Annotated in this window: 12 protein-coding genes, 2 tRNA genes, 1 rRNA gene and 1 riboswitch (1 of these 16 cut by a window edge); of the genes, 8 read left to right on the top strand and 7 right to left on the bottom strand. The window is 47.5% G+C overall.

Features of this window, described 5'->3' with window-relative positions; genetic code table 11:
• Positions 1-12 precede the first annotated feature (12 nt).
• Positions 13-1173, bottom strand: coding sequence for an MFS transporter (locus BZ167_RS06580; RefSeq protein WP_031378599.1), 1161 nt, complete (start codon positions 1171-1173; stop codon positions 13-15).
• Between the two features lie 54 nt (positions 1174-1227).
• Positions 1228-1327, bottom strand: a riboswitch (purine riboswitch).
• A 177-nt stretch (positions 1328-1504) separates the two neighbouring features.
• Between BZ167_RS06580 and BZ167_RS06575 the strand changes: the two genes are divergently transcribed.
• The 3 genes from BZ167_RS06575 to BZ167_RS06565 all read left to right on the top strand — a co-directional run bounded on the left by BZ167_RS06575 (position 1505) and on the right by BZ167_RS06565 (position 4233).
• A complete protein-coding gene (locus BZ167_RS06575; RefSeq protein WP_007409298.1) occupies positions 1505-2221 on the top strand; it encodes a GntR family transcriptional regulator in 717 nt (238 codons plus the stop codon).
• 121 nt (positions 2222-2342) lie between these two features.
• Positions 2343-3029 carry a FadR/GntR family transcriptional regulator gene (locus BZ167_RS06570; RefSeq protein WP_007609773.1) on the top strand — a complete coding sequence of 229 codons (687 nt, stop codon included), beginning with the start codon at positions 2343-2345 and terminating at the stop codon, positions 3027-3029.
• Positions 3019-4233 (top strand): CynX/NimT family MFS transporter, encoded by a 1215-nt coding sequence (locus tag BZ167_RS06565; RefSeq protein WP_012116961.1) that lies wholly within the window; start codon positions 3019-3021, stop codon positions 4231-4233. The genes BZ167_RS06570 and BZ167_RS06565 overlap by 11 nt, the downstream gene beginning before the upstream one ends.
• Positions 4234-4292: 59 nt before the next feature.
• Here BZ167_RS06565 and BZ167_RS06560 read toward each other — a convergent pair whose 3' ends face one another.
• From BZ167_RS06560 to BZ167_RS06535, 6 genes are all read right to left on the bottom strand, one after another.
• Positions 4293-4607 carry a DMT family transporter gene (locus BZ167_RS06560; protein WP_061861214.1) on the bottom strand — a complete coding sequence of 105 codons (315 nt, stop codon included), beginning with the start codon at positions 4605-4607 and terminating at the stop codon, positions 4293-4295.
• Complete coding sequence (locus BZ167_RS06555) at positions 4607-4936, bottom strand: DMT family transporter (RefSeq protein WP_003156023.1); 330 nt, start codon at positions 4934-4936, stop codon at positions 4607-4609. The genes BZ167_RS06560 and BZ167_RS06555 overlap by 1 nt, the downstream gene beginning before the upstream one ends.
• Before the next feature lie 72 nt (positions 4937-5008).
• Positions 5009-5590 (bottom strand): TetR/AcrR family transcriptional regulator, encoded by a 582-nt coding sequence (locus BZ167_RS06550; RefSeq protein WP_007409294.1) that lies wholly within the window; start codon positions 5588-5590, stop codon positions 5009-5011.
• Positions 5591-5706: 116 nt separating this feature from the next.
• Positions 5707-7269 (bottom strand): APC family permease, encoded by a 1563-nt coding sequence (locus BZ167_RS06545; RefSeq protein ID WP_015239284.1) that lies wholly within the window; start codon positions 7267-7269, stop codon positions 5707-5709.
• Between the two features lie 237 nt (positions 7270-7506).
• Positions 7507-8361 carry a manganese catalase family protein gene (locus BZ167_RS06540; RefSeq protein WP_007409292.1) on the bottom strand — a complete coding sequence of 285 codons (855 nt, stop codon included), beginning with the start codon at positions 8359-8361 and terminating at the stop codon, positions 7507-7509.
• 111 nt (positions 8362-8472) lie between these two features.
• Complete coding sequence (locus BZ167_RS06535; protein ID WP_020955414.1) at positions 8473-8940, bottom strand: SRPBCC family protein; 468 nt, start codon at positions 8938-8940, stop codon at positions 8473-8475.
• 127 nt (positions 8941-9067) lie between these two features.
• On the opposite strand from BZ167_RS06535, the gene BZ167_RS06530 reads away from it, so the two are divergent.
• From BZ167_RS06530 to BZ167_RS06510, 5 genes are all read left to right on the top strand, one after another.
• Positions 9068-10069 (top strand): NADPH:quinone oxidoreductase family protein, encoded by a 1002-nt coding sequence (locus BZ167_RS06530; protein ID WP_061861215.1) that lies wholly within the window; start codon positions 9068-9070, stop codon positions 10067-10069.
• Positions 10070-10497: 428 nt separating this feature from the next.
• Complete coding sequence (locus tag BZ167_RS06525; protein ID WP_077391982.1) at positions 10498-11916, top strand: sugar porter family MFS transporter; 1419 nt, start codon at positions 10498-10500, stop codon at positions 11914-11916.
• Between the two features lie 301 nt (positions 11917-12217).
• Positions 12218-12294 (top strand) — tRNA-Arg (locus BZ167_RS06520).
• Between the two features lie 8 nt (positions 12295-12302).
• A tRNA-Gly gene (locus BZ167_RS06515) sits at positions 12303-12376 on the top strand.
• 98 nt (positions 12377-12474) lie between these two features.
• Positions 12475-13820 (top strand): 16S ribosomal RNA (locus BZ167_RS06510); it runs 204 nt beyond the window's last position.

Below are 13820 nucleotides of genomic sequence, written 5' to 3'. Positions count from 1 at the left end.
GCGGTCTCACATTTATGCGGATTTTCTTTTCAAAGCGGGTCTCGTTAAAGAGAATACAGCTAACGCGACAGCGATAATGACAATCAAACCGCCGCACCAGGCTGTTGCTGTGACTGAACCGGTTTGTCCGATCACGCCGCCGCCGATGGCTGACCCGAGCGCGATGCCGATCTGCAAAGCGGACGTGTTGAAGCTTTGCTGAATATCGGAAGACTCAGGCGCAATTTTGATTAAATAACTTTGCTGCGCAGGCGCAAGGCTCCAGCTGAGCAATCCCCAGATCACCATCGCAGGCAGGAAAATGATTATAGAAACCGTTGTCAGCGGAAGAATAAACAGGATCAGAGCGAAAGAAACGGTCACAAGCATGATGCTTTTAAATGCTCCTAAACGGTCATACAGCCAGCCTCCGAACGGGCCGCCGCATACCGCTGACAGACCGAACAAAAAGTAGCATACACTGACCCAAACGGAACTCAAATGAAGCGTTCTTTCCAAAAAAGGCGCAAAGTAGGCATAGAGTGTGTAATGCCCCGCCAATGTAAACAAGGTGACAAGATGTGCGCTGGCAATTTTGGCGGTCCCGATCGTCTTGATCTGCTCACGAAACGGAATCATTTTTTCAGCAGGTATTTTTTCGAAAAAGACGCTGATGATCAGCATGGAAACGAGAGATAATACGCCGATTCCCAAGAACAGAACGCGCCATCCGAAGGCATTGCTGATGATAATGCCGACAGGCACGCCTAAAGCGATTGCGGAGCTGAACCCCATGAAAATGATGCCGATCGCCCGCGCTCTGTATTCAGGCGCCACGATTTTAGGAGCAATCGTTAAAGAAAGGACGACAATCAGCCCTGTGCTCATGGAAGCGAGCACCCGTGACACCATAAGTACGGCGAAATTGGGACTGAAATAAGCCACCAGATTACTTAGGAAGAAAATAAACAGTGCGATTAAATAAAGCCGCTTTCGTTCAGCCTTTGCCGTCACCGCCAAAAGCAGCGGGCCGGATACCGCGTAACCGAGCGCAAACACGCTGATCAGCTGCCCCGCGCTGACGATAGATATATCTAAGTCGGAAGCGATTTGCGGAAGAATACCGCCCACAATTAATTCAACCAATCCGACTGCGATGGTAGATGCTGCAAGCAGAAATACTTTGAAATTCATGTACAGATACTCCTTTTTTTATTTTTTAGAAAATAAAAAATCCTGATTACAAAAAGTGTACGGGACAATTTTTGTAATCAGGATTTTACGGTTCCTGGTAGACACCCTCAAACCATATCATTGAGGTTATACAATGTATGCAATATTCGGTTGTGTCCGTTTCTGCAAAAAATTCTACCATAATAGTGAGGGAGATTCCATAGAAAATTCAAGGAAATCCTTTCATTTTCAATATCGGCGGCTGTAACGTCATTGATGAAGCAGGGAAAAAAATTTATGATAACCGTAAGGAGTCTATACAGATCAAACATTATACAGCCGGAGGAAACCGATGAATAAGTACGAAAAAATCGCCAACGAAATGAGAAAGAGGATTAAAAGCAGTGTATATGACATAGATCAGCCGATCCCGGATGAAAAGACGCTCGCTGCGGAGTTCGGGTGCAGCCGGATGACAATGAAGCGGGCGCTTGATACACTTGCGGCTGAAGGGATGCTTTTCAGAAAAAGAGGGCACGGCACGTTTATCATTCAATCAGCCATGCAGGATGAGCACGTTCACGTAGTCAGCAACGAAATTCTCGGCTTGAGCAATTTGTTAAAAGGAAAAAATATCAAGAGCAAGGTCATCCGGTTTGAAGTGCAGTTTCCGTCTCAAGATGTCGCCGCACATTTGGCCATCGATGAAAAGACTCCCGTCTATTATGTAGTAAGGCTCAGAATTGTTGAAGGCGAACCGTACGTTCTTGAAAAAACGTACATGCCGGCGAGCCTTATACCCGGCATTAATGACGAGGTGCTCAACCATTCCATCTACGATCATATTACACGGGAACTCCAGCTCAAAATCGCAGGCTCACACAGAAAAATCAGAGCGTGCAAGTCGGATGATATGGATCAGCAATATCTCGGCTGCCGGCCGGATGACCCGATACTTGAAGTCGAGCATGTAGGCTTTTTGGACAACGGCACTCCCTTTGAATATTCATTTTCCCGCCACCGTCATGACAAGTTTGTCGTGACCTCAGTCAATATAAAACGTTCATAAAAGCGCCGAAGAGTGAGAGAAAAACTCACTCTTTTTTTGTTGCCGCTGATTTACATCTTCGCTTCTTTTATGTTATATTACCCAATGATAGAATCATCCTACAAATTTCAGAGGTGTTTTGATGGAGATATCCAAAACAAGCAGACTGTCGCTCGTAGAACAAGTGGTGACGCAAATTGAATCGTTAATTCAATCGGATAAATGGCCGGTCGGGACGCGCATTCCCCCTGAGCTGGATTTAATGAAGCAATTTGATGTGAGCCGAAACACATTGCGTGAGGCCATTCGGGCGCTCGTACATGCCGGCCTGCTTCAGACAAGGCAGGGGAGCGGTACGTATGTCAGCTCATCCAGTGTTCTCGGCGCGGCATTTTACCGCCATATTAAAAAATCAAATTTGCTTGAAACATTAGAAGTCAGATACGCACTCGAACGAGAAGCTGCGCGATTGGCGGCGGAAAGGCGTAATGACGAAGACCTGAAAGCACTGAAGGCATGCTTGGATGAATGTGAAGCGGCCTTGCAAAATGAAGATCGAAAACGGTATGCCGAGGCTGACATTAAACTGCACAAAACCATTGTACAGGCGGCCCATAACAACATGCTTTCTGATCTTTACGAGCATATGACGGAGGCGCTTTGTGCGTCAGTCCATAACCTGTTGGAAATCACCCCTGCTATACGGATTCACACCCAGCTTGCCGCCGCGATTATCGGACAGAAACCGGATCAGGCCATGGAGGCCGTCAACCAATACATCACAGTATTTAAAGATACAATACACATGGAGGATGAACATGAAAATTAAAGACGAACATCAAATTCTGCAAGCAAGTCAGCGTAAAAAACTGATATTGCTGGTCATCGGAGTCATATTGATAGGGGCCAACCTCAGAGCGCCTCTGACATCGGTCGGGCCGCTCGTTTCCTCAATTCGGGACAGCCTCGGCATGACCAATGCGGCTGCCGGCACCATTACGACAGTGCCGCTTTTGGCATTTGCATGTCTGTCACCGTTTGTTCCTTTATTGTCCCGGCGCTTCGGTACCGAGATTGTCTTACTGTCATCATTAATTGTCCTGACAGCCGGAACTCTGCTGCGCTCCATCGCCGGAATCGGCACTCTCTTTTTCGGAACGATTCTGTTGGGATTGTCGATCGCCGTATGCAACGTCCTGCTGCCGAGTCTCATTAAACATAAGTTTCCCGGAAATTTAGGCATCATGACCGGCGTCTACTCGGTTTCTATGAATCTGTGCGGCGCGATTGCATCCGGCATCAGCGTGCCGATCGCCTCTTCAGCGGGGTTAGGCTGGAAAGGCGCGCTCGGCTGCTGGGCTATCCTTTCTTTCATTGCGTTTGTCATGTGGATTCCGCAAATGCGAGGACGCGAACTGCCCGTCCGCACGACTGGGACAAACGGAGAGAAGAAAAGCAGTCTGCTGCGGTCTCCGCTTGCTTGGAAGGTGACGATGTTCATGGGGCTGCAATCCCTTATTTTTTACACCGTCATCGCTTGGCTGCCGGAAATTCTTCAGCAGAATGGTCTCAGCTCAAGTAAGGCGGGATGGATGCTTTCATTAATGCAATTCTCAGTCCTGCCGATTACTTTTATCGTGCCGATCGCTGCCGCTAAAATGAAAAATCAGCGCGCACTCGCCGGACTGACGGCTTTATTTTTCCTTATCGGCATTGCCGGCGTTCTTTTCGGAAGCCCGGCTCTCACTCCGCTATGGGTCATTTTGATCGGAATTGCGGGAGGATGTGCGTTCAGCTTGGCGATGATGTTCTTCAGCCTGCGGACACGGCATGTTCATGAAGCCGCGGCGCTTTCCGGCATGGCTCAGTCATTCGGATACCTGCTTGCCGCGTTCGGGCCGCTCGTATTCGGTTTGCTGCATGACATCACGCACGGCTGGACGGTTCCGTTATTCATGCTGATCGCAGTCTCCGTTCTGATATTTATTTTCGGAGTCGGAGCGGGAAAAGCGGAACAGATCAAAACAGCATAAAAAAACAAAGGGCCCGTTTAGGGTCCTTTGTTTTTTATTTGAAAAGCTGTCTCAGGCCGTCACGCTGTCAGTTTTAAGCCGATGACACCGATGAGGATAAGCCCCAGAGACACCAATTGTGACAGATTGAATTTTTCTTTAAACCAAAGTATGCCCACGGCCGAAACGCCGATGCTTCCCATGCCGGTCCAAGCCGCATACGCGACACCTGTGGGAAGAACCTGCATCGCTCCGGAAAGGCAAAAGAATGAAAGCATAAAGCCTGTTACCATGACAATCAGCGGCCACTTTTTTTTAAAACCGTCAATATGTTTCATGGCAACGGCCGCTACAATTTCCTCCGCTCCGGCAATAAATAACAGCAGCCATGCCATTAATGTTCACCCCTTGTTTCAGTTTCTTTCGTAAATACCTTCATTCCTAAAATGCCGGACAACAGCAAAGCCAAAAAGAATATTTGCCCGATTGAAAACGATTCGCCTAAAATGACGCCCGTTACATATGTGCCGACGGTGCCTATTCCGACAAAAACGGTATATGCGGCAGCCATCGGAATTTTTTTATAAGAGCGGATCAGCATCAGAAAGCTGACGGCAATCAGAAGGAAAATACCAATCCAATCAAAGAGCGAATCCGCATGCTTCAGGGCGGACGCCCAAACTACTTCTAACAGTCCGGCTATCAATACAAGCAGCCAATACATGATACAGTCACCTCAGTTATGAATGAATGTCAGTCATTTTTACGGCGGTCAAAAATGATCGGTCTCCGCCAATCATTTCTGCAAGCTTCTTTTGAGAAAGCTGAATATTTCTTTTTTATATACTTCGAGATCGACATCCTGTTCACAGCCGATATAAAACCGTTCAGCCGCGTTCTCGACAACGTTGATAATCGTTCTGGCCGTCCATCTGACATGAATGCCGCTGTGAACCTCACCCTGTTCAATGGCCGTATTGATCACGCCTTCCAGCCAGGAATAATAAGGCTGATAAATGGCTTCCCATTTCTCCATTGAATGATCAATGGCAAGACCGGAATAACAGAGAACGATAATATCTTTATGAAGCCGGGTGATGTGAAATGTCTCATCTACCAAAATGTCCAGCAACGTCCAAAAATCTTCAGAACCGTCCGTTTTCCCTTTTATTCTGTCCAGCGTAGTGTCGAGCAGGTTTTCTGCAATCGCGGATATCAGTGCGTTTTTAGAAGAAAAATATAAGTAAAACGTACCTTGGGCCGTTCCGGCTTTTTTGACGATTTCTGAAATGGATGCTTTGTCTAATCCTTTTTCAGAAATGACTTCAATCGCGGCTTGCAGGATCTTTTCGTATTTTCCCGAGCTTTGTTTTGCCAATAGAGGGGTTCCTCCTTTTATGAATGACTGTCATTCATTTTATCGCATGTTCTCTTTTTTGTCATCCCTTAAAATAAAAATACCGGAAAGAAGACCATACTTCTTTCCGGTATTCGTCATTTATCACTGTCGATCATAGCCTTCGGCAGACCCGTATATTTTGCCCAGTAATAAATACCGAGCGAACCGATGGCGATCAGAATCAGGTCAAGCGGATTGCTGATAATGCCCAATCCGTGGCCGAACGAGCCGAGATAGGAGAAAATCAGCATCATGACATAAAAGCCGACGATCCACCATGCTGACTTCAGCTGCTGCCGTATGCTGACATCATCTTTGGGAGCATATTTACTGAAACAGAGATAGATCAGAAACATGACAATTTGAGAACCGAGAAGCCAGGATACGGTGCGCCATCCGGACCAATATACAATATAAGAGGTAAAAATAAACGACAGCGGCCCGATGATGCTCATCCCTTTTAAATAAAACGGTCTGTTAATATTCTTCGCGTTGACTCTCAGCGCCGCAGAAGAAATCGGCGCAATCGCATAAGACAGAATCAATGCGACGGAGCATACGTTGACAAGAGCGTTCCAAGAAGGGAACGGAAGCGTCCAAAAAACAGCCAGACCGAACGAAAGCCAAAGGGAGGCGCGCGGTGTCCCGGTTTCTTTATTGACTTTAGAAAAAATGCTGAATAATGTTCCGTTTCTGGCCCAGGCATAGACGAGACGTGAAGTCGTATTCATAAAGATATTTCCGTTACCGCCCGGTGATAAAATCGCATCTAAAATGACCAATGTCGCCAGCCACCCCAAACCGAGCAAAACGGCGATATCTTTGAACGGAAGGGAGAATTCAGTCCCGATAGCCGGCCATCCGTGCTTCAGGGTATCCGCCGGGATCGCCCCTATAAAAGTGAGCTGCAGCACGGTGTAAATAATAGTAGACACGATAATACAGACAATCAATGCGATCGGAATGTTCCGCTTCGGGTTCTGCACTTCACTCGCGACAGCCACAATCGGATGCAGCCCAAGATATGCAAACATGACGCCGCCTGTGGAAATCGCGGCCTGAATTCCGGTGAAACCAAAAGGCGAGAATCCGTGAACGGTCATATTGCCCGGGTGAAAATGAAAAATCAGTACCACAATTACCGTAATCGGTACGACATATTTAAAAATCGAAATAATGAAGTTTGCTTTCGCAAAGGTTTTGACACTCCAGTAATTGAGGAGGAAGAACAGGCAGAGCAGCGCAAATTGCAATATCCACCCGGCAATTGTCGGAGAATCGGAGCCTTTTACGGTCAAACCGGGAAACCAATACGCCACGTATTGGCGGACTGCCGTGACTTCTATAGAAATAAGACTCGTGTATGCCACAATGGTGACAAAGGAAATTAAATATCCGACGAGGTGTCCGTGTGAATATACGGGATACCGGATAATTCCCCCGGTCCGCGGCAGCGCGGCGCCCAGTTCCGCATAAACCAAGCCGATCAATAAGATGATTCCCCCGCCGATCAGCCAGGAAAAAACGCCTGATGGACCCGCTTTAGAGGCGACGTTACTGACGGCAAACAGCCATGCCGAACCGAATATGGCTCCCATGCCGATTAAAATAAGATCAAAAAGTGACATAGTTTTCTGGAAGTTTCCTTGCTTAGACATTCGCTGCCTCCTTAGAAAAGACATTGTTCTCTTTACATAATTCCCATTATCATTCAAACATACCCAGCCGGCCGGCTGGAAAATTAGGACAACTTTCGAAACGAAGTATGTACAGCAATGTGCTCACATTATAATAACGGCCGTATGGCAAGATCTCCCGGCTTATATTCCCCGTTTTAAACACATTCAAACCTCATATTCAGAAAAACAAAAAACGCCCGAAACAGGCGTTTTTTGTTACAAGTTCATATCTTTCAGTCCGGGGCTGTGCTCATTCGGAAGCTCAGGAAGTTCCGGCACGGGGAAACCTTTAGGAGGCTCGGACACACTTAATTCGCCGCCGTTTCGGCTCGGCGTCGTTCCCTGCAGAATTTCTCCGATCCGTGTCGGATCCAGTCTGAAATTAAATTGGGTATTATGATAACCCATCTCAACGAATTTCCGGCATTCCGGGTATTTTTCAATATCATAATTCGGCACGGGAAATAATTTGCCCCATTCGACACCCAGTGTTTCCAACGCTTTTGTAAATGCATTTTGATGGGCGTTGTCACGGACGATCAGAAAACCGAGTGTTTCTCTGAACGTCTGATTTGAACTCATTTCATAAATGCGTGTCTTTTGCAGTACGCCGGTTGATTCCAGCACGACATTGTCCAATAAATCGGAAATCAGATTCCCGTGGTTGTATACCCAAGACCCGTTCCATGGATTGCCGCCGGCGTCTACAGGAAGAGAACTTTGCGCTCCGATGATAAAATGGTGCGGATTGGCGTGTTTCACTGCTTCGTCAAGCGGCGCCTGATCTGCCGCCTGATTTCCGGGGCCCTCAGCGCCGCTTTCGTCGAGCAGCGCATTGATCGTATGCTGTACAAGCTCAACGTGTGCGATCTCTTCTAAAAATACACCGCGAAGCAGGTCACGGAACTGTTTTTCTTTTCCTCTGAAATTAGAGCTTTGGAAAAAGTATTGCATCATCGTCCGCATTTCTCCGTAGTGCCCGCCTAAAATTTCCTGAAGCACCTTGGCCGCGGCCGGATCCGGCTTGTCCGGTTTAATGATATTGATCAGCTCTTCTTTGTAATAATACATAAACAGCGCCCCCTGAAAGAAGTTTTCGGTTCTTCTGTTAGTGTCTTTGCAAAGTCAGTTTTTATGTATCGGCATCAAAAAAAGGACGGAAAGCGTGTCCGTCCTTTTGTGTTAAGCCTCAACCGCTCCGCGAAGTTTCGTGTTGACAAGCCCGTTCCATCCTTGATCCATCGTACTGTGAATCTCGGAGCTTTTCCGATTGACTTTATTGATGACGGCTTCCGGCTCTTTCCATCCGCCGTGAATGAGAGTGAATTCCGTATCTCCGCTTTCCGTTTCCTTTAAGACAAAAGAAACGATCCAGCCTTCCGTATCCCACGAAAAAGAAAGGCGGTACGGCGCTTCAATATCCAGCAGCTTGCACGGAGACGGACCGAACGGAGATTCCAGCTGAAACTCACTGTCTTCTTGAGGTGTGAAATCATTCGGCATAAACCAGAGAGACAGGCCGTCCGCAGTGGAGACCGTATCCCAGACAACTTGTATCGGCGCCTTGAAAACGGCGGTATGAATAATGTCCGGTAATGGCTGATTGCTGCTGTTGTTGTTTTTGTTATCTTTGTTTTGTTTATCAGACATGATGCGTAACCACTCTTTCGCTGTTTTTACTTTTGATCATACTACACGGGGCAGGACATTTGAAAACAAATCAAACTTATTTTATGCTTTTCCAAAGCCATTCAATTCATTTTAAGGAGACGTAGTAATGACAGATCAATTTAAAGCGTTAGTAGTCGATCAACGTGAAGACCGGTTTTCAGTCAGCGTACGGGAGCTGGCGCTTCAGGACCTTCCCGAGGGTGAAGTGCTGATTAAGGTTTGCTACTCAGGGGTGAATTATAAAGACAGCTTGGCTGCCATTCCTGACGGCAAGATCGTAACGTCGTATCCTTTCGTGCCGGGAATTGATTTAGCAGGAATCGTCGTTTCCTCAGATGACGCCCGTTTCAAAGAGGGGGATAAAGTCATTGCGACAAGCTACGGCATAGGTGTTTCCCGCTTTGGCGGTTATAGCGGGATGGCCCGCATTCCGGCAGATTGGATCGTGCCGCTGCCTGAAGGTCTGACACTTAAAGAAGCCATGACGATCGGAACCGCCGGCTTCACTGCCGCATTGTCCGTCCAGCGTCTTGAAGAAAACCATGCCGCTCCTGAAAAAGGGAAGGTGCTGGTGACAGGAGCGACAGGCGGCGTCGGAAGCTTTGCCGTCTCCATTCTTTCAACCTTAGGTTACGAGGTCGAGGCCAGTACGGGAAAAGAAGACGAAAGCGGCTATTTGAAGAGCCTCGGGGCAAAGACGGTCATTCACCGTGACGAAGTGTATAACGGCACGTTAAAACCAATGCAAAAACAAAAATGGGCAGCGGCCGTCGATCCGGTCGGAGGTGAGCCGCTTGCTTCAGTTCTCAGTCAGATTCAGTACGGCGGATCAGTTGCTGTGAGCGGACTGACAGCGGGAACGAAACTCTTGGCTACAGTCTTTCCGTTTATATTGCGCGGCGTCAGTCTCTTGGGAATCGATTCCGTATTCTGTCCGATGGAGACAAGAAAGAAAACATGGCAGCGTTTAGCTGATGACTTCAAGCCTGCAGATCTGGAGGCCTTTATTCAAAAGGAAATTACACTTGAAGAGCTGCCGGATACGCTTCCTGCTCTTTTAAAAGGAGAAGCGAGAGGAAGAACGATCGTTACAATCAACGAAGAATAAATCAAAAACCCCCAACTGCTGATTGGGGGTTTTCACTATATGATCAATTGTTTATCGAAAAGAGATTAACTATTGATCATATAGTGAAAATGAGTTGATTAAAAACATAAATTGATTACATATAGGTAATATAAAGGTAAGTTATAAAATTTTCTGAAATATTCATTGACTGAAAGCGCTTTTAAAATTATGATAATAACATAAATGCCAATAATATTATTATAACTTCACTACAAAGTAACTATAAAATAACAATTTGACGAGAGGGGAGAGCGGATAATCACTATAAATGATAACGCTTTCGGATTATTTTCTTCTTATATAACTGTTTTGGACGGTCAGAACTTGTATGCAGACGTTATAGGTGCAAATATTGATAACTGAATATTCCGATATTATCTCTATGTAAAAACTAGGAGGATTTGAAGATGAATAAAAATAGCAGCCAGCATTCATTTTTGAGAACCATCATTTTAGTATCGACGTTCGGGGGTCTGCTTTTCGGCTACGATACAGGTGTAATTAATGGGGCGCTGCCGTTTATGGCGGAAGCTGACCAGCTTAATCTTACCGCTTTGACTGAAGGGATGGTGGCGAGCTCCCTGCTCTTGGGGGCTGCGATCGGAGCAGTTTTCGGAGGGAGATTGTCGGACTATAACGGCAGACGTAAAAATATCCTTATCCTTGCCGTTTTGTTCTTTGCAGCGACGCTTGGATGTACACTGGCGCCTAACGTATCTGTTATGGTCATCTCCCGTTTTCTGCTGGGGCTTGCCGTCGGGGGAGCATCCGTAACCGTTCCAGCGTATTTGGCTGAAATGTCGCCGGCGGAAAGCCGAGGGAGAATGGTTACCCAAAATGAATTGATGATTGTAACAGGCCAGCTGCTTGCCTTCACGTGTAATGCTATCATCGGCAATGTGCTTGGTGATACCTCTCACGCCTGGCGCTATATGCTCGTTATCGCGGCCCTTCCGGCGGTATTCTTGTTTTTCGGTATGCTGAAAGTTCCTGAAAGTCCGCGCTGGCTGGTTTCTAAAAGAAGAAAAGAAGATGCTCTGCGCGTTCTCCGGCGAATAAGGAATGAAGAGAAAGCGAAGTCTGAGCTCGCTGAGATTGAATCTGCCTTTCATAAGGAAGCTGAGATGGAGCAGGCCGCCTTTAAGGATCTTGCCGTTCCGTGGGTGCGCCGCATTGTGTTTATCGGGATCGGAATTGCGGTAGTGCAGCAGCTCACCGGCGTGAATTCAATTATGTATTATGGAACTCAAATTTTAAAAGATGCCGGTTTCGAGACAAAAGCCGCATTAATCGGCAATATCGCTAACGGTGTGATTTCGGTGCTCGCGACTTTTGTAGGAATATGGCTTCTCGGCAAAGTCGGCCGCCGCCCGATGCTGATGACGGGGCTGATCGGAACGACTGCGGTGCTGCTTTTGATCGGAGTTCTGTCTGTCGTGCTGAAAGGATCGCCTGCTCTTCCTTATGTGGTTCTTTCATTAACAGTCACTTTCCTTGCGTTTCAGCAGGGGGCTGTCTCTCCGGTGACCTGGCTGATGCTGTCGGAGATATTCCCGCTTCGATTGCGGGGACTTGGTATGGGGGTCACTGTCTTCTGCCTCTGGATCGTGAACTTCCTTGTGGGTTTCACTTTTCCGGTCCTGCTCGCAAACATCGGATTGTCTGCAACCTTCTTCATTTTTGTCTTGTTAGGGATAGCGTCCGTTATATTTGTGAAAAGGTTCCTTCCGGAAACGAAAGGTCTGTCGCTCGAACAGCTTGAACAAAACTTCCGTGCTTATGAAAAAACAGATCGTAATAGCGCGGAAGCCAAGGTGAGCGGGTAATCTGAATAGACGCGGGGTTCCTAGGAATCCTGCTTTTTTATTTATTATATAGAAGGGAATAACAAGTGAGAAAAAAGTTTCGTAAAAGTGTTGACCTAATTTAAAGTGCGTGGTATATTATTAAACGTCGCTGATGAACAAAGCGAAAACGACAAATGAGAAAATGATCTTTAAAAAAAGACTTTACAAATTCTCAAAAGCGTGTATAATGAATGAGGTCGAGAAAAAGACTTCGAAAAGAAATAAAAAAACACTTGACATCATAACTGATTGGTAGTATGATAGTTAAGTCGCCTGATAAGCGCCCGTAGCTCAATTGGATAGAGCGTTTGACTACGGATCAAAAGGTTAGGGGTTCGACTCCTCTCGGGCGCGCCAATTCAAACGCGGGTGTAGTTTAGTGGTAAAACCTCAGCCTTCCAAGCTGATGTCGTGAGTTCGATTCTCATCACCCGCTCCATTATAATGATCTTTGAAAACTAAACAAGACAAAACGTACCTGTTAATTCAAAGTTTTAAATAAATCGCACAGCGATGTGCGTAGTCAGTCAAACTACTTTATCGGAGAGTTTGATCCTGGCTCAGGACGAACGCTGGCGGCGTGCCTAATACATGCAAGTCGAGCGGACAGATGGGAGCTTGCTCCCTGATGTTAGCGGCGGACGGGTGAGTAACACGTGGGTAACCTGCCTGTAAGACTGGGATAACTCCGGGAAACCGGGGCTAATACCGGATGGTTGTTTGAACCGCATGGTTCAGACATAAAAGGTGGCTTCGGCTACCACTTACAGATGGACCCGCGGCGCATTAGCTAGTTGGTGAGGTAACGGCTCACCAAGGCGACGATGCGTAGCCGACCTGAGAGGGTGATCGGCCACACTGGGACTGAGACACGGCCCAGACTCCTACGGGAGGCAGCAGTAGGGAATCTTCCGCAATGGACGAAAGTCTGACGGAGCAACGCCGCGTGAGTGATGAAGGTTTTCGGATCGTAAAGCTCTGTTGTTAGGGAAGAACAAGTGCCGTTCAAATAGGGCGGCACCTTGACGGTACCTAACCAGAAAGCCACGGCTAACTACGTGCCAGCAGCCGCGGTAATACGTAGGTGGCAAGCGTTGTCCGGAATTATTGGGCGTAAAGGGCTCGCAGGCGGTTTCTTAAGTCTGATGTGAAAGCCCCCGGCTCAACCGGGGAGGGTCATTGGAAACTGGGGAACTTGAGTGCAGAAGAGGAGAGTGGAATTCCACGTGTAGCGGTGAAATGCGTAGAGATGTGGAGGAACACCAGTGGCGAAGGCGACTCTCTGGTCTGTAACTGACGCTGAGGAGCGAAAGCGTGGGGAGCGAACAGGATTAGATACCCTGGTAGTCCACGCCGTAAACGATGAGTGCTAAGTGTTAGGGGGTTTCCGCCCCTTAGTGCTGCAGCTAACGCATTAAGCACTCCGCCTGGGGAGTACGGTCGCAAGACTGAAACTCAAAGGAATTGACGGGGGCCCGCACAAGCGGTGGAGCATGTGGTTTAATTCGAAGCAACGCGAAGAACCTTACCAGGTCTTGACATCCTCTGACAATCCTAGAGATAGGACGTCCCCTTCGGGGGCAGAGTGACAGGTGGTGCATGGTTGTCGTCAGCTCGTGTCGTGAGATGTTGGGTTAAGTCCCGCAACGAGCGCAACCCTTGATCTTAGTTGCCAGCATTCAGTTGGGCACTCTAAGGTGACTGCCGGTGACAAACCGGAGGAAGGTGGGGATGACGTCAAATCATCATGCCCCTTATGACCTGGGCTACACACGTGCTACAATGGACAGAACAAAGGGCAGCGAAACCGCGAGGTTAAGCCAATCCCACAAATCTGTTCTCAGTTCGGATCGCAGTCTGCAACTCGACTGCGTGAAGCTGGA

The organism is Bacillus sp. 275, from assembly GCF_001999205.1.
Classification (GTDB): domain Bacteria; phylum Bacillota; class Bacilli; order Bacillales; family Bacillaceae; genus Bacillus; species Bacillus velezensis.
This window is presented reverse-complemented; position numbering and strand designations above follow the sequence as displayed.

Coding starts and splice junctions, on each gene's coding strand:
- BZ167_RS06580 (WP_031378599.1), bottom strand. CDS start 1,173: ATGAATTTCAAAGTATTTCTGCTTGCAGCATCTACCATCGCAGTCGGA.
- BZ167_RS06545 (WP_015239284.1), bottom strand. CDS start 7,269: ATGTCTAAGCAAGGAAACTTCCAGAAAACTATGTCACTTTTTGATCTT.
- BZ167_RS06535 (WP_020955414.1), bottom strand. CDS start 8,940: ATGTCTGATAAACAAAACAAAGATAACAAAAACAACAACAGCAGCAAT.
- BZ167_RS06525 (WP_077391982.1), top strand. CDS start 10,498: ATGAATAAAAATAGCAGCCAGCATTCATTTTTGAGAACCATCATTTTA.
- BZ167_RS06555 (WP_003156023.1), bottom strand. CDS start 4,936: ATGTATTGGCTGCTTGTATTGATAGCCGGACTGTTAGAAGTAGTTTGG.
- BZ167_RS06565 (WP_012116961.1), top strand. CDS start 3,019: ATGAAAATTAAAGACGAACATCAAATTCTGCAAGCAAGTCAGCGTAAA.
- BZ167_RS06570 (WP_007609773.1), top strand. CDS start 2,343: ATGGAGATATCCAAAACAAGCAGACTGTCGCTCGTAGAACAAGTGGTG.
- BZ167_RS06560 (WP_061861214.1), bottom strand. CDS start 4,607: ATGGCATGGCTGCTGTTATTTATTGCCGGAGCGGAGGAAATTGTAGCG.
- BZ167_RS06540 (WP_007409292.1), bottom strand. CDS start 8,361: ATGTATTATTACAAAGAAGAGCTGATCAATATCATTAAACCGGACAAG.
- BZ167_RS06530 (WP_061861215.1), top strand. CDS start 9,068: ATGACAGATCAATTTAAAGCGTTAGTAGTCGATCAACGTGAAGACCGG.
- BZ167_RS06575 (WP_007409298.1), top strand. CDS start 1,505: ATGAATAAGTACGAAAAAATCGCCAACGAAATGAGAAAGAGGATTAAA.